The organism is Bradyrhizobium sp. DN3, assembly GCF_041357655.1.
Classification (GTDB): domain Bacteria; phylum Pseudomonadota; class Alphaproteobacteria; order Rhizobiales; family Xanthobacteraceae; genus Bradyrhizobium.
Map to the genome: position 1 here is coordinate 193,664 of NZ_JAULLN010000007.1, position 16,097 is coordinate 209,760.

Consider the following 16,097-nt stretch of genomic DNA (forward strand, 5'->3'; position numbering starts at 1 on the left):
CTTCACCCAATCGACAGGACTCTTCTGGTTGTTGACCCTAGGCCGCAACCGTCGAGAGCCCGGTCGCAAGGGGCCTTTGATCTCCACGTCAAACGCGCCCTGGCGGGGCGAGGAGCCTACGCATGTCTGGCGGCAGTTCATGGCGAAGCGGGCACTTTTTTCATCGATCGCTTCCCCAATCCAAACGCACTCAGGATCTTTGTTTGGATCATCTCAGCGACGTCGATGGTGTGAGACGAGCGCGAAGAGCTCGAACTTGTCATGATCGAAATCGCTCGCGCATCGCCGGTGGCGATGGCCGGGACGCCTTCGGGGAAGTGCAGCGCGGATAGAGGCGCTTGAACTTGCCATGGCTGCTCCGCAGCCACTCAAGGGGGCGCAGGAATCACGCCTTGAAATTTCCCGATCATGAGTCCGATGTGGATGTTCCCCGTTGCAAGAAATTCTGTGAGGACTCGTTACCGGAATGCCGTCCAAACACAATAATGGCAAAGAGTCGCGCGCGGAACTCTTCGGATGGGGCACACAGTTTCTAGAGCATTTTTTCGTGGAGCGTACCTGAACAGTGGAGCTTTCTTGAACGTCGTGGTCTTTGTTCAATCAATAGAAGATCACGAAGACGATTTTTTCTGTGCCCTACATTGTCCATCATGATGTCTATCAATTTCGCGTGTGGTGCCTGTTGAATGCTGAGACAGGGGATCGCCGGGCCTGAGTTGCAGAGGCTCGAGTTGTCAACAGGCGAGTACGGAGCGGAACAATCAAGCAAATCGTGTTGCGACGATGCCTGCCGCTGCGGCGGGCAAGGCGAGGATATTTTGTCGCTGCGGCGCGACGCATCCTGCATTCGGGGTGCGTCGCCGTCGTCGGTTGGTCGCTGTGCGAGCAGGCTCACGCGCTCGATTTCTTTGGCCTTTTCGGTTCCGACGATCCGCCGCCGGTCAGCGCCACGACACTGTCCTATCGGCTGGAGATTGAAGCCAAGACGCTGGATGGCAAGAATGATAGTGACGCCGAGCAGGTGTTGCGCGATGCCTCCGGCACCTATCGCCTCCGACAGGAACCACCGCCGGATGGCGAAGGTCTCGTGCGCCGGCTTCAGGCCGATATCAATCCGCTGCTCGATGCCCTTTGGGGGCTTGGCCGCTATAACGCCCAGATCGATGTAACCGTGGACGGAGTTCCCGTATCCCCCGACGAGACCGGGCTCGCCGCCGCGGCGCGTCGGGCCGACACCTTTCGCAATCGGTCGGTCGTTCCAATCAAGGTCGCCGCACGGCTCGGTCCCTTGTTCAAGCTGCGCACCGTCGATGTGGACTATGCGCGCGAGCAAGCGCCGCGTGGATTGCCGCGCCGCGCCTTTGCGCTGAAGTCCGGCGATCCCGCGATCTCGGCCGACCTGCGCGCCGCGCAGGTGAAGCTCGTGGACTGGTTCCGCAGCAACGGACATCCGCTTGCGAAGATCGCCGACGTCAAGGCCATCGTCGATCATGCGGCCGCTGCAATGGATTTTCGGCTGCGGGTCGAAGCGGGCCCCAAAGCCGGCATCGGCGCCGTCACGATCTCGGGCGGAGATGTCGACCCGAGGGTAGTGGCCACGCATGTCCACCTGACGGAAGGCGAGCCTTATTCGCCCGAGCGGCTCGCCTTGACGAAAACCTCGATCGCCAGGATCCCAGCCATCGGAGGAATTCGCATCCGCGAGGCCGACAAGCTCGATGCCAATGGCAACCTGCCGGTCTTCATCGATTTGACGGAAAGGCCGAGGCACGCGGTGGGTCTCTCGGCGAAATATTCCACCGTCGATGGTCCCGGCATTGCAGGCTATTACGAGGATCGGAACATATTCGGCGGCGGCGAGCGCCTGAGGCTCGAAGCCTCGGCCTCGCTTCTGCAACGGGTCGACGGCACGTCCTTCAACGGCTTCAATAATCTCCACGCGTCGGATTTTGGCGCGCGATTGACCGCTACCTTCATCAAGCCGGGCATGTTCGGTACGGCCAACGATCTTCTGGTCGAGGCCACTGCGTTCCGCGAGCGTGTCGGCAACAACGACCTCGGCGGTTACGCCGACGATACGGTGCGCGGCACGTTCGGCGTGATCCACCGCTTTTCGGAGGCGGCTTCGCTGCAGGCCGGCCTTCAGGTCGAGCAATCGAAATCGCTGGACGTGCTGGGGCGGGTCGACGCGACGCTGATCGGCTTCACCGCGACCGGCCGCTACGACACCACCGACAATCCGCTCGATCCCACGCGCGGTGTGCGCCTCTCGGCGACCGTCAATGCCTATCCGAAGCTGATGGGCTCCACCATCGATCTATTCGAAGGGCGGATCGCGGGCTCGGCTTACTATGCGCTCGACGAGCAGGCCAATTACGTTCTGGCGGGCCGGTTGGCCGCAGGCTCGCTTGCGGGAGCGCCGCTCGCCGAGATCCCGGATGCGCATCGCTTCTTCGCTGGCGGCGGCGGATCCGTGCGCGGTTACGGCTTCAATACCATTTCGCCGATGATGTTCGGCCAAATCACCGGTGGTCGCAGCCTGATCGAGGGCTCCGCCGAGGTGCGGGTGAGGATCACGCCCACCATCGGCCTCGTGCCATTCTTCGACTTTGGCAGCGCCTCCCGATCATCCCTGCCGGGCTTCGATGATTATGTGGGCTATGGGGCGGGACTTGGCTTGCGCTATCTCACGCCGGTCGGCCCGATCCGCCTCGATGTCGCGACGCCGCTGAATCCACGCCCCGGCGACAGCCGCTACGCAATCTATCTCAGCATTGGGCAAGCGTTCTGATGCGCATCCGACGGCCGCTCATTGTCCGTTCCGCCGTCGCCGCCCTCGGGCTCGTCTGCGTCGCTTTGCTCGGCCTCGTAGTCTACGAAATGGCGGGCGGGAGTGGCGAGAACCAGCAGGATGTGCTGGCCAGTCTTGTCTCGCGAACGCTCTCGACGCCGGCGACCCAGGTCCATGTCGGCGCCGTCGATGGAGTGTTGTCCTCGGATGCCACGGTCCGCGACGTCAGCATCACCGACAAGGACGGAGTTTGGCTGACGGTCGACAAGGCGCGCCTCGTCTGGCGACGCAGCGCACTGCTGCTGGGGCGACTGGAGATCGACCGTCTCGAGATCGGCTCCCTTGAGATCAGGCGAAAGCCGCTGCCGTCCGATCAGCCTGTCGCCGAGTCCGACCAGCCGATCCTGCCCGACCTTCCGGTGAAGGTGCAGGTGAAGGCTTTCGACCTGCGAGCCCTGACGCTTGGGCAGTCCATTCTGGGTGAAGCCCTCAGTGTCGCGGCGACCGGCAATACCGAGCTCGGCTCGCCCGCCGAAGGGCTCGTCTTCAATCTCGACGCCATCCGCAAGGATTTTCCGGGCCGCTTCAAGGCCGCTCTCGCCTACGTTCCGCAGGGAAATGCGCTGACCCTCAACGTCACGCTTGACGAGCCGGCCCATGGACTCATGTCGAAGCTCGGCCATTTGCCGGGCGAACCGCCCGTCACATTCGCACTGGGCGGCCAGGGTACGCTCGACAGCTTTCGTGGTGCCCTGAAGTTGCAGGCCGGTCCCACGATCGATGCGACCGGCACGATTACGCTTGACCGAAACGGCGCGGGCCGGGTGCTTGCAACGCGCCTTACTAGCCATCTCGGGCCGTTGTTGCCGGCAATTGCCGCGCCGGTCTTTGCCGGTGAAACCAAGCTCGACAGCACGACGCGTATTGGTGACGACGGCAGCGTCGCACTGGACGGGTTGACGCTCACGAGCCATCTCGCCCGGCTCGACGCGAAGGGCTTGCTCGGAGCCGACAAGATGATGGATTTCGCGGCTTCCATCCGCGCCCTGCCGAGCAACGGCGACGTGACCGAAACTGACCACGGCTCGATCCGCAGCCTCGTCTTCGATAGCCACGTCAACGGCTCGATCAAGGCTCCCACAGCATCGGTCAAGCTCGCGCTGTCGGGTGCTCATCTACCGGACGGAGACGTCGAGACGCTTGACGCTTCCGTCACGGCCCTCCCTCGCGCCGAAGCCAGCGATCCCGCAACGCGTATTATCCTTGACGCGAACCTGCGCGCCTCCGGCATTGCGGCACGCGACGCGAGTCTGGCGGCCGCGATCGGCAGCACCGCATCGCTCGTGCTCCACGGCGATACCGACCTGGGCGGCCGCGCCAGGATCGAGCGTCTCGAGATCGGTACCTCCACGGTTCAGGCGACCTATACAGGTGATGTCAGCGCCGATCGCCTGCATGGCCGTGCTGCCGGCACCGTGCCCGACCTCGGGTACTTTGCCGACCTTGCCGGGCTGAAGCTCAAGGGCTCGGTGGCGTTCGGCCTCGATCTCGACGCGGACCTCCAGCGTGGCAGCTTTGACGCCCGAATGTCAGGCACTGGCGAGAAGCTTGCGACGGGACTTGCAGCGCTCGATGGGCTCGCGGGCGCGCGGCTCGCACTCGCAGCCGATCTCTCTGCCGATGGCCGCGACACTTACACGGTCCGCGGCGCGTCGCTCGATGGAGCCAATGTCGCGGTTCGCGTCAAGGGAACGGTGACGCGCGACTCGAGCGACCTGTCGGCCCATGTGGACCTGCCAGATCTCTCGGCGGCCGATGCGCGCCTCACCGGTGCGGGAGCTCTCGACATCGGCATGACCGGCGGGCTCGCGCATCCCGGCGTTTCGTTCGGGGCCTCCGTGGATCGCGCCACCGCGATGCAGCGCCCCATTCCCCATCTGGAGCTCGCCGCGACGGTCAACGACATCAACGGGCTCTGTGCCGTCGACGCCAAGCTCAGCGGCTCCGTCGACGGCAACCCGGCGCGCGGGATTGTTCAAGTGAGCCGCCGATCATCGGCGCGTGACGATCGCGGAGCTCCCGCCTTTGCCGGATGGCACGCAAAGACCCTCGACATCGCGATCGGCTCGGTGTCCCTGAAGGGCGCAGGAACGGTCGACGCGCAGAGATTCGCAAGCGGGCGGATTCGCTTCGCTGCTGGGGCGCTCGCCGACCTCTCACCGCTTGTTCTCACAGAACTCGCCGGTTCGGCCTCACTCGACCTTGCCGCTTCGGCTGATGGCGGCCAGCAGTCCGTCCGTCTCGTTGGCAAGGGCGCGGGAATCCGTGCCGCCGGTATGGCCATCCGCAGTTTCGATCTGCGCGCCGATGGCGCCGATCTCTACAGCCATCCGGTGCTCAATGCGGATGCCCGGGTCAACGATGCCGCGTTCGGCGGTCAGACCGTCTCGAGCATCGCGCTAACGGCCAGGGGTAATGCCGATACGAGCGCGATCGGTCTCTCCGCCAAGGCTGCCGGCTTCGATCTCGATGCCGCGGGTGCGTTGACGTCCAAGGAGCGGACGCGGTTCGATCTCAATCGTTTCACCGCACGGCGTGGCGCCAAGGCGATCGTATTGCAGGGGCCCGCAGGCTTCACGCTCGAAGACGGCACGGTGCTGATCGAGCATCTGGCCCTCGGAATTGGGACTGGCCGCTTCACCGTCGATGGCAAGGCCGGCAAGGCGCTCGACCTCAAGGCCGTGGCAAGTGCGATCCCGCTCGGCGCGGCCGATGTCGCGGTGCCCGGTTTGGGGCTCGCCGGGACGCTTGACGCTTCAGCCGCGATCGCCGGCTCCGCGAGCGCGCCGATGGGTCAATACAACGTGGCCGTCAAGCAGCTCGCGGCGCCGCAGACCAGGAGCGCGGGCTTGCCGCCGATCGACATTGCCGCGAATGGGCGGCTCGATGGAGGCCACGCGAGCCTGAACACCACAGTTGCCGCGGGAAAAGCCGGCACGTTCACGGCGTCGGGCACGCTGCCGCTCGACGCCACGGGCCCGATTGCGCTGACCGCGAAGGGCCGCCTCGATGCCGCCGTCGCCAATGCGATGCTCTCCGCCTCCGGCCGCACCGTGTCCGGTAGCGTCGCGCTCGATGCCCGTGTCGGCGGCACGCGCTCGAAGCCCCAGATCGATGGTGTCGCCACCATGAGCGGAGGCACCTTCCGCGACAGCATGCTCGGCACGCGCCTCGATGCCATCGAGGCGAAAATCACCGCCGAAGGAGAGCGGATCGTCGTGGAGCGCCTGGCCGCGGTGACGCCCAACGGCGGCACGTTGTCAGGCTCCGGCCAAGTGAGGGTCGCCCCGGATGCAGGCTTCCCAGGCACGGTCTCGATCCGTGGCCAGCAGGCGACCCTCGCCGCCAGCGCGCTGGCGACCGCTCAGGCCAATCTCGCCCTCGACGTCACGGGCGCCCTGGCGCGCGATCCACGGATTGCCGGTCGCATCGACCTGACCCGCGTCAGTGTCGATATTCCGGACCGCCTGCCTTCGACGCTCAAGCCGATCGACGGCATCAACCATGTGAACGCTTCTGGCCAGGTCGCCGCACGCCTTGCGGCGGAGCGCAAGGCGGAGACGCTGAAAGGCAGCAAGGCACGCCCGGCGCTCTTCAACGCGTCTCTCGACGTGACGGTCTCGGCGCCGAACCACGTCTTCATCCATGGCCGCGGGGCGACTGCGGAGCTCGGCGGCTCCATTCACGTGGGTGGCACGACCAACGGTCCGGTGCCGAAGGGCGCCTTCTCGCTGTTCCAGGGCAAGCTGGTGGTGCTCGGAAAGACGTTGACCTTCACCAAGGGTAATCTCTCCTTCAACGGAGATCTCGCGCCCGAGCTCGATTTCGCGGCAGAGATACAGGCTTCCGACATCACCGCACAGGTCGGAATCTCGGGACCGGCGGCCGCGCCGGTCTTCGCCTTGCATTCGCAGCCCGAGTTGCCGCAGGATGAGATCCTGTCGCGCATTCTCTTTCAGAAGGCCTCGGGCAGCCTGACGGCCTCGCAGGCCGTACAGCTCGCAGGGGCCGCGGCTCAGTTTGCAAGCGGTGGCGAGGGAACGGTGGACCGCATGCGCCGCTCGCTTGGGGTCGACAATCTGGACGTGGGCGCCGGGGCGGGCGGTCCGATGGTCGGCGCCTCGCGCGCGATCGGCGACAGGCTGAGCGTGGGTGTGCGGACGGGCGCGAGCCCCAGCCAGTCAGGTGTGTCGGCCAATGTCGACGTGACGCGCCACATCCGCGTCGAGTCGGATGTTGATGCGAAGGGCTCGACATCCGTCGGGGTCGGCACGCGATTCGAATGGTAACGCAAAAGCGATTGTTCGACCCATCTCGGCTCATCCGAGAGGGGCGATCATGTGTCGTGCCGCGAGAACGCGAAGGCGCGTCTGCTGTTTGAAAATCGAAGCTGCATGGCAAATCGATGTCCCCTGGCTGGAGCGCTCGCAGCGTGAGCGGCGACGAGGTCGGCGATTGCGTCGAGCGGAGGCGCGGTGTCCGCGGGCCTCATCCCCCGAAGCCGTAGTAGTCGCGCACCGCCGGCTCGCGCAGCTCGCCCGGCTCGAAGACCTCGATGACGACGCCATCGGGCGCGCCGAGCATGAAATAGCCGCCACCTCCGCCGAGGCGGCGGATCGGATTGGGAATATGAAGGTTCGCGGCCTTCATGCGCTCGTACAGCTCGTCGATGCCGACGACCTGCATGCCGAGATGATGGACAGCGTTCTTGCCCTCGCCGCGCGGCAGTTGGTCGTAGAGGTGGATGGCGCCAATACCGACCTTGATAAAGACATTCCGCGCACCCGCGACATCGCCATCCCACATCACCACGGCATCGAACCAAGTCCTATAGAAGTCGATGGTGGCATCGACGTTGGATGCAAACAGATGCACGTGCTGCAGGTGGTAGCGGCGAACGAGGACACCGACACGATCAAGCTGTTCAAGCGCGACCATACCAGCGGCGGCCTCGTTGCTACAGAGCGGGCCATCCATGTTGGAAGTCCCGTTTGCATTCTCGTCAGGCCAGGTTGATCTGGAGCTCATCTCAAGTAACGAGCCAGCCCGCGCAGCTTCGCTCCTCATGCAGCCAAGCTTCTGGAGTTACTAGGGATTTCCTTTTTTGGAATGTGATGGCGGATCCCTCCCCCGCTACCGACGACCTTCAAGGCGCATCATCGATCGACGTCTGGCCAAGTCCGCGCCGCGTAGCCGAGCTCGCGGGAGCAAAGGAACTCTTGCGCATGATCGCGGCTTGAATCCGCGGGCCAGCGTCGCCGCCGATTGCTGGTCTGCACGGCCCCGCCTCCAAGCCCCCATACTCCCCAAGGATGGGGCCGTGCTTTAGAGCAGGAGATGCCCATGCCTGAGCCGACCGAGCAGGACATCAGAGAACGCGCGCACCGACTGTGGGAGCAAGCTGGCAAGCCCGAAGGTCGTGAGGACGAGTTTTGGCAGGCGGCCGAGCAGCAGTTGCGCAACGAGGACAAGTCGAACACCACGCGGACGCCGGATACGCTGTGACCCGCAAGAAATGCCCCTTCTGCCACGGTCTGGGATGGGTCTGCGAAAACCATCCGCTCCGGCCTTGGAGCGAGAAGTTGGGCGGCTGCCGGTGCGGTGAGGGGATGCCCTGCACCTGCAACACGACCGAAGATCCCGAAACAAGGGCCGTGATCGTCGAGGCGGATACGACGTGGCATTAAAGCTTGATCCGGAAAAGTGCGAAGCGGTTTTCCGGAAAGATCATGCATAAACAGAAACCTGAAGCGCGATGACGATTCATCCAAATCTCATCGCGCTTTAGAACCGTCACGGCCGGCTCAGTTCGAAATGGCGGTCTGCGTCTGCACTGCACGCGGAACGGAACTCTCGAGAATGAATTGAGGCTCTAAGCAGCATGAGCTGTGGTGCGGGTCCGTTCGCAGGGCGCGGTGTTCACCGTGGACGAGCAGCAAAAGATAGAGCACCAGATCGAGCTCGCAACGCGAGCGGCGGTGCTCGCCAAGGACGAAACCACTGTCACGCGATTCAGGAGCTTTGCCGAGGAGCTGACGCAGAAGCTCCTCCGCATGATGCGGCGCGGCAAGGTGCGGGCTCGCGCCTACGAACTCTGGGAGCAGGCCGGCCGTCCGGCCAACCGCGACTTGGAATTCTGGCTGGAGGCTGAGCGGCAAGTGGAAGAAGAGCGCGAACAAAGGAAAGGCTTTTGACCGAAATAGCGACGATCGCCGCCGGCGCTGATGATGCCCACATTGGCCGCAAGGCGCTGGCGCCGGCCGCCCCTCTTGTTGCCATAGAAAAAAGCCGCCGAGGTCTTCACCCTGACGGCTTCGAAAGTCCGTAGCTGTTGATCGCCTCCCCAGCCTCGTGCGTACCGCCGTTACCTTGTTTGCGGCCATGCACGATTGTTGTAGGCGAGGGCGAGTGATTCTGCTGTGACCTGAATCACACAGTGGAAAGATGACGGAGGTCCGGTGCAAAGGCGTCCGTGGCGCCCTCACTGGCCTGCTCGTCAGGTGCGATACCAGCTCGCTAGATTCCACGTCGTGACGTCCCAGCCCGACATGTCGACCATGAGGTTGTTGACGTTCGCGTTGACGACGTTGCGGGAGAGCAGCGGCAGGAAGACGTTAGCCTCGCAAAAGGTCTCGTCGACCTTGATCAGCAGTGCCGCGCGCTTGACCGGGTCGAGCTCGTTCTGCGCGGCCTTGTAGGCCTTGTCGGCTTCGGGATCGGACCAGCGCGAGATGTTGCGGCCGAGCCATTTGTTGTCCTTGCTGGCGATCTCCCAGGAGACACACTGGTTCAGGAAGCGCTCCGGATCGGGCTGCGGCTGCGTGGTGTTGTACATCTCCATGTCGGCGTAGAATTTCGAGTAGGTGTCGGGGTTGCCCACATCCGAGGAGAAGAACACCGATGCAGTGACCGCCTTGATCTCGATCTCGATGCCGGCCTTCTCGCAGGCCTGCTTGATGATGGCCTGCGTCTTCTGGCGCGGGGCGTTGGTCGAGGTCTGGAAGACGTATTTGAGCTTCTTGCCGTCCTTCTCGCGGATGCCGTCCGCGCCCTTCTTCCAGCCGGCCTCGTCGAGGATCTTGTTGGCCTTGTCGATGCTGAACTCGTATTTGAGCTTGGGCGACTTGAACTGCTTGGGCGCGTTGACGAAGCTCGCGGTGGCGACACCGCCGCGGCCGTAGATGAATTTCTGGATCGAATCGCGGTCGAGCAGGAGGTTGATCGCCCGGCGCACGGCCGGATCGGACAGCGTCGGATGCTTGGTCTTGGCGTTCGAACGCTCGCCGTCGACCTCGGTCCACGGGTCGGTTGTGTTGAGGATGATGAACTCGACATTGCCGGACGGCGTGATGTCGAGCTTGCCCTTGCCGCTCGCCTCCATGCGCTTGAGGACCTCCTCCTCCACCTGCATGTTCCACGCGAAGTCATATTCGCCGGTCTGCAGCACCGCGCGCGCTGCCGATACCGCATCGCCGCCACCCTTGATCTCGAGCGTGTCGAAATGCGGCTGGTTCTTGACGTGATAGTCGAGGTTGCGTTCGGCGCGGATCAGGTCGCCGGGCTTGAACTCGACGAATTTGTATGGGCCGGTGCCGACCGGCTTCAGATTGGCCGGTGCCTCGCGCGATTTGGCGCCGCTATAGTCGCCGAAATGATGCTTTGGCAGGATCTGGCCGACCGAGCCGACGAAGGGATCGGCCCAGAACGGCGTCGGCGCCTTGAAGATCACTTTGATGGTGTGGTCGTCGATCTTCTCGACCTTGATGTCCTTGTAGGATCCCGTGGTGTAGGCCGCAGTTGCGAGATCCGCGGCGTACTGCCAGGTGAAGACGACGTCGTCGGCGGTGAAGGGCTTGCCGTCGTGCCATTTGACGCCCTGCTTCAGCTTCCAGATCACGCTCGTGCCGTCCGCCGCAAGGCTGCCGTTCGCCTTGGTCGGGACCTCGGCGGCGAGGCAGGGGATCAAATTGCCCTCCTTGTCCCAGCCGGCGAGCGGCTCGAAGAAGACGCGCGAGGCCATCTGGTCCTTGGTGCCGATCGCGAAGTGTGGATTGAGCAGGGTCGGGGCCTGCCAGAACAGGAGCTTGAGCGGGCCGCCGCCGCCCGCCTTGGCCGGCTTGTAGGGCAACGTGGCGTCCGCCATCGCCACATCGTTCCAGACCAGGATCTGGCTCGCGATCGGCGCTGCGATTCCGATCGCAGCCACCTTTTGGATGAACGAGCGTCGCGACAGCGTGCCTTGCTTCACCTCCGCGACCAGATTGCGGATTTCGTTCTCGTTCATCGGATGACCTCCACCTCGAAGACAAATCGTCGCCAGCAGCCATCATGTTGCATCATGCATAAGGCGGCAATGCCGGCAAGGCCGCAAGGCCCTGCGACGAAATGACGATGTGGAGCACCCCTGCGGGCGACGACCCGGATCGCCGCCCGAGAGCACCCAGGCGGCGATCCAGTGCGAACTTACGTGAACTTGGGGAAGTTCTAAGGCCGCGCCGAAACGCTAACCCGGTCGCAGCAGCTGCATCAAGTTTCGTGATGTTGCCCCAGTCGGAGATTCATTGCAGCCGCCAGGAAATTGCCACACATGACCCCTTGGAGCGCTGACCTTAGCGGATGCTGACAACACCAATCGCCAGCACCGTGACGCGCCTCTGCGGAAGGCGCCGTCGCCGTGATTTCGTTTCCTGTTTGGTGCCGAATGGAGAAAGTGCGCCCGTCACGACCTGCCAATATGGATTTCAATTTCATTGATTTCGCGCGGCAGAGAAGCGAATACGGTTCCATCATTGCCGAAGACCCACGGAGACCAAGATGTCGTTTCGCCTTCCCCTGATCCTCGCGACCGTGCTCGCTGCCTGGTCGGCCGCAGCCACCGCCGAGACCATCAAGATCGGCGTGACGCCGGGACCGCACGCGCAGATCCTGGAGGCGGTGAAGCCGATCGCCGCCAAGCAGGGCCTCGACATCCAGCTGATCGAGTTCTCCGACTATGTCGTGCCGAACGCGGCGCTCGATGCCGGCGAGATCCAGGCCAATTCATTCCAGAACCAGCCCTACCTGGACAACCAGAAGGCCGACCGCGGCTACAAGATCGAGGCCGTCGCGCTCACCGTGAACTTCCCGATCGGCGTGTATTCGAAGAAGCACAAAGCCTTCGCCGATATTCCCGAGGGCGGCAAGGTCTCGATTCCGAACGATCCAACCAACGGTGGTCGCGTGCTGCTGCTGCTGCGCGACAAGGGCGTGATCAAGCTGAAGGAGGGCACCGGCTTCAAGCCGACGGTGCTCGATATCACCGAGAATCCCAAGAAGCTGAAATTCATCGAGGTCGATGCGGCGCAGGCGCCGCGCGCGCTCGACGATGTCGACGCCGCCGCGATCAACACCAATTATGCAACTCAGGCGGGACTCGATCCCGTCAAGGATCCGATCCTGCGCGAGGACCCGAAGGGGCCCTATGTCAACCTGATCGCCGTTCGCAGCGCGGACAAGGACAAGCCCTGGGTCAAGACCCTCGTCGACAGCTACCACACGCCCGAGGTCAAGGAGTTCGTCCTGACCAAGTTCAAGGGCGCGGTGCTGCCGAGCTGGTAGGCAGTCTGCCCAGGCTTCAGCGCAGGGGCGATGCCGACGGGCAGCCCTGCGCAATGCCCGCTTGTCTGGAGCTGCGGCAATCGACATCATCGGGGCCCATCCTCGCCCGGCAGGGGTCGTATGAAACGCTTTGCAAACCTGAAACGACTGGGATTTTTCACGCGGCTGCTCGACGAGGCTCCCCCGGCCGAGCGATATCGCTTCGCGGCCGAGCAGATCGTGCGCGCGGAAAAGGCGGGGCTCGATTCCGCCTGGATCGCCCAGCACCACTTCCACGAGCGCGAAGGCGGCCTGCCGTCGCCCTTCGCCTTCCTCGGCTACGTCGCCGCGCAGACCTCGCGCATCCGCCTCGGCACCGGCATCGTCACCTTGCCGCTCGAGAGTGCCGTGAGAGTGGCGGAGGATGCCGCGGTGCTCGATCTGCTCTGCAATGGCCGTTTCGAGCTCGGCGTCGGCACTGGCGGCAACCCGTCGGCCTTCGCTGCCTTCGGTCTCGATAGCGCGCAGCGCAACGAGATTTTTGCCCGTAATCTCGACGTCGTCCGCACCGCGCTGGCCGGCAAGCCGCTTGATGGTGGCGACACGCTCTATCCGCTGCGGCCGGAATTGGACAAGCGGATCTGGCAGGCGACATTCTCGGTCGCGGGCGGTGCCCGGGCCGGCAAGGCCGGCGATGGCTTGTTGCTGTCGCGCACCCAGCCGCGGGCCAAGGAGGCGCCGCGTGCAACGCTGGCCGAGATCCAGAATCCGATCATCGATGCCTATCTCGACGCGCTGCCGCCGGGACGCGAGCCGCGCATCATGGCCTCGCGCAGCGTCTTTGTCGCCGACGACCGCACTGAGGCGATGCGCTTTGCCGACATCGGACTGCGGCGCGCGCTGCCGCAATTCCTCAAGGGCGGTCACGCCAGGCCCGGCGAGACGCTGGAGGAGATGATCACCGCGTTCGACACCCATGTCGGCGCGGCCGACGACGTCATCGCCTCGCTCCGCACCGATGCTACGCTGGAGCGGGTGACCGATCTGGTGTTCCAGGCGCATTCGGTCGATGCGCCGCATCCCTACATCCTGCGCTCGATCGAGCTGGTCGCGGAGAAGGTCGCGCCGGCGCTTGGTTGGACCCCGACGGCGCCCGACGTGGCGCTGGCGGTCTAGTCGGAATGAGTGTGATCGTGCTGCACGAGGCTGAATGATGGCAACAAAAGATATCATCGACGCGCTCGCCGGGATCGAACCGGGATCGGCTCTGGATGCCATCCGCGCACGCCGCCTTCAGGCGCGCGAGAACGCGCAGAAGAGCTATCTTTCACTGTTCGAGCCGATCGACGCCAGTGATTTCTCGCTTGTGGAGCGTGTCGCAGTCGCGGCTTTCGTGACCGGGCTCCATGGCGAGTCTCCCGTCGCAGCCTTCTATCGCGAGAAGCTTGCAGCGAACACGGATGGAGCGGCGCTTCTCGCGGCGATCCAGGTCGAGATCGAGCGCGGCCAGACGTCGGGCCCGTATGGCGCGTTTCCGGACGGCCCGTTGTCGATCGAGAACAAGGCCGGCCTGATCTATCGCGTGAGCGCAGAGCGTAAGCCCGATCTCGGCGCCCGGCTTGTTGCGGCGCTCGAGCATGCGCATCTCCTGGTGTTCCGGCCCCGCGATGCGGCCGCTTCCGACATGAAGGCGCTGCTGGCCGCCGGCTGGTCGAACACCGGCATCGTCACCTTCTCCCAGCTCGTTGCGTTCCTGTCGTTCCAGGTGCGCGTCGTCACTGGCCTGCGCGTGCTCGGCGCTTCGCTCGGGCGCACCGCGGCCGGCGCGTAAGGAGATCGCATCATGACCGCTGCAAACAATGTCAATCCGCCCGTCGTCTTCACCCAGGACGAGCTCGGCTGGGTGTCGTGGATCGATCCGCTGCCCGAGGCAGAGCTGACCGAACGGCATTTCGCCGGCCTCGTCGATCGCGCCCGCGCCAAGTCGGAATATTTCCGCCTGCTGGTGCGCGATCCCGAGGTGCTGGAAGCCCGCACCAAGACCGACAAGGACATCTTCTACAACGTTGCCGACGGCCTGCCGCGCGCCGAGCGCGAGCTCGCGGCGGCAGCGACGTCGCGCTACAACGGCTGCATCTATTGCGCCTCCGTGCATGCGCGCTTCGCCAGCACCTACTCCAAGCGCCGCGACGACGTGCAGCGTCTGCTCGACGAAGGCGTCAGGGCCGATCTCGGCGAGCGCTGGAATGCCGTCGTCAAGGCGTCGGTGGCGCTGGCCGCAACGCCGATCGCGTTCGGCCCCGATAATGTCGAGGAGCTGCGCCGCGCCGGTCTCGATGATGCCGAGATCGTCGACGTCATCAATGGCGCGTCATTCTTCAACTGGGCCAACCGGCTGATGCTGTCGCTCGGCGAGCCCTCGAAATAGGCAATCGCAGCGGCATAGAAATTGCTGCTTGTTTCAACACTGAGTGGATGGAGCCGTGCATGAGCAACATCGATCGTCGGTCCCTGGTCAAGGGCTCGCTCGCCACCATGATGGCAGGAGCCGCCTTCTCGCGCGCAGCCTTCGCGCAATCCTCCGAGCCGATCCTGCTCGGCGTCAGCGGTCCCTTGACCGGCCCCAACGCGCAATATGGCGCGCAGTGGAAGCAGGGCTTTGATCTCGCGCTCGACGAGATCATGGCTGCCGGCGGCATCAACGGCCGCAAGCTCGCCTACCAATTCGAGGACAGCCAGAGCGATCCGCGCCAGTCGGTGGCGATCGCCCAGAAATTCGTCTCCGATCCCCGCATCGTCATGGAGCTCGGCGACTTCTCGAGTCCCGCCTCGATGGCGGCCTCGCCGATCTATCAGCGCGGCGGCCTCGTGCAGTTCGGCTTCACCAATTCGCACCCCGATTTCACCAAGGGCGGCGACTTCATGTGGAGCACATCCGTGAGCCAGGCCGACGAGCAGCCGCTGCTGGCGTCCTACGCCGTCAGGCGCCTCGGCCTGAAGAAGCTCGCGGTGCTGCACCTCAACACCGATTGGGGCCGCACCAGCCGCGACCATTTCGTCAAGGCGGCCAAGGAATACGGCGCCGAGATCGCGGTGACCGAAGGCTACATCGCGGAGGAGCGCGATTTTCGCTCCACCCTGGTGCGCGTGCGCGATGCCAATCCCGACGGGCTGATCCTGATCTCCTATTATTCGGACGGCGCGCTGATCACCCGTCAGGCGCGCCAGGTCGGTCTGAAGCAGACCATCTGCGCGGCAAGCTCGGTCTACTCGCCGAAATTCCTGGAGCTCGGCGGCGAGGCGGTCGAGGACGTCCATCTCGGCACGCGCTATTTCCCCGAAGACCCGCGGCCCGAGGTGAAGAAATTCATCGCGGGCTTCAAGGCGAAATATGGTGGGCAGGAGCCCGACGCCTTCAACGCCTATTCCTATGACGCGATGAACATGGCCGCTGCCGTCCTCAAGATCGGCGGCACCGACCGCCGCGCCATCCGCGACGCCTTCGCCAAGGTCAAGGACGTCTCCAGCGTCATCTTCGGCTCGGCGACGTTCGACGTGGCGAGCCGCCGCGTCAAAGGCGCCATGAACGCCGAGCTCGTCGTGCGCAAGGGTCAGTTTGCGCTCTGGGACGGCAAGCCGACCTGACACGATGGCCGGAGCATCCGCTCCG

12 protein-coding genes are annotated in these 16,097 nt (G+C 64.3%); 10 read left to right on the plus strand and 2 right to left on the minus strand.

Annotated features, from left to right (window positions below):
* Positions 1-772 precede the first annotated feature (772 nt).
* Positions 773-2,791, plus strand: coding sequence for an autotransporter assembly complex protein TamA (locus AAE027_RS13060; protein ID WP_370988401.1), 2,019 nt, complete (start codon positions 773-775; stop codon positions 2,789-2,791).
* On the plus strand, positions 2,791-7,140 hold the full coding sequence (locus AAE027_RS13065; RefSeq protein WP_370988403.1) for a translocation/assembly module TamB domain-containing protein: 4,350 nt from the start codon (positions 2,791-2,793) through the stop codon (positions 7,138-7,140). Before AAE027_RS13060 ends, AAE027_RS13065 begins: the two co-directional genes overlap by 1 nt.
* Before the next feature lie 199 nt (positions 7,141-7,339).
* On the opposite strand, the gene AAE027_RS13070 is transcribed toward AAE027_RS13065, so the two are convergent.
* Positions 7,340-7,789, minus strand: coding sequence for a VOC family protein (locus AAE027_RS13070; protein ID WP_370988404.1), 450 nt, complete (start codon positions 7,787-7,789; stop codon positions 7,340-7,342).
* On the opposite strand from AAE027_RS13070, the gene AAE027_RS13075 reads away from it, so the two are divergent.
* The 3 genes from AAE027_RS13075 to AAE027_RS13085 all read left to right on the plus strand — a co-directional run bounded on the left by AAE027_RS13075 (position 7,721) and on the right by AAE027_RS13085 (position 9,045).
* Positions 7,721-7,867: a beta-propeller fold lactonase family protein gene (locus AAE027_RS13075; protein ID WP_370988405.1), complete on the plus strand. Its 147-nt coding sequence runs from the start codon at positions 7,721-7,723 to the stop codon at positions 7,865-7,867. The two genes, AAE027_RS13070 and AAE027_RS13075, sit on opposite strands and share 69 nt — an antisense overlap.
* Positions 7,868-8,194: 327 nt before the next feature.
* On the plus strand, positions 8,195-8,356 hold the full coding sequence (locus tag AAE027_RS13080; RefSeq protein WP_091879971.1) for a DUF2934 domain-containing protein: 162 nt from the start codon (positions 8,195-8,197) through the stop codon (positions 8,354-8,356).
* A gap of 410 nt (positions 8,357-8,766) precedes the next feature.
* Entirely contained in the window at positions 8,767-9,045 is a 279-nt protein-coding gene (locus AAE027_RS13085; protein WP_370988406.1) for a DUF2934 domain-containing protein, read from the plus strand.
* Between the two features lie 302 nt (positions 9,046-9,347).
* Here the strand turns inward: AAE027_RS13085 and AAE027_RS13090 are convergent, their stop codons facing one another.
* Complete coding sequence (locus tag AAE027_RS13090) at positions 9,348-11,135, minus strand: peptide ABC transporter substrate-binding protein (RefSeq protein ID WP_370988407.1); 1,788 nt, start codon at positions 11,133-11,135, stop codon at positions 9,348-9,350.
* Between the two features lie 530 nt (positions 11,136-11,665).
* Between AAE027_RS13090 and AAE027_RS13095 the strand changes: the two genes are divergently transcribed.
* The 5 genes from AAE027_RS13095 to AAE027_RS13115 all read left to right on the plus strand — a co-directional run bounded on the left by AAE027_RS13095 (position 11,666) and on the right by AAE027_RS13115 (position 16,072).
* Positions 11,666-12,448, plus strand: a complete 783-nt coding sequence (locus AAE027_RS13095; protein WP_091879962.1) for a MetQ/NlpA family ABC transporter substrate-binding protein — start codon at positions 11,666-11,668, stop codon at positions 12,446-12,448.
* A gap of 120 nt (positions 12,449-12,568) precedes the next feature.
* Positions 12,569-13,603, plus strand: coding sequence for a putative FMN-dependent luciferase-like monooxygenase (locus AAE027_RS13100; protein WP_370988408.1), 1,035 nt, complete (start codon positions 12,569-12,571; stop codon positions 13,601-13,603).
* Between the two features lie 37 nt (positions 13,604-13,640).
* Positions 13,641-14,258, plus strand: coding sequence for a CMD domain protein (locus tag AAE027_RS13105; RefSeq protein WP_370988487.1), 618 nt, complete (start codon positions 13,641-13,643; stop codon positions 14,256-14,258).
* 12 nt (positions 14,259-14,270) lie between these two features.
* The gene (locus AAE027_RS13110) at positions 14,271-14,855 is read left to right on the plus strand and encodes an alkylhydroperoxidase domain protein (protein WP_370988409.1); all 585 of its coding nucleotides are present in this window, start codon (positions 14,271-14,273) and stop codon (positions 14,853-14,855) included.
* A 59-nt stretch (positions 14,856-14,914) separates the two neighbouring features.
* Complete coding sequence (locus tag AAE027_RS13115) at positions 14,915-16,072, plus strand: ABC transporter substrate-binding protein (RefSeq protein ID WP_370988410.1); 1,158 nt, start codon at positions 14,915-14,917, stop codon at positions 16,070-16,072.
* Positions 16,073-16,097: the final 25 nt, after the last annotated feature.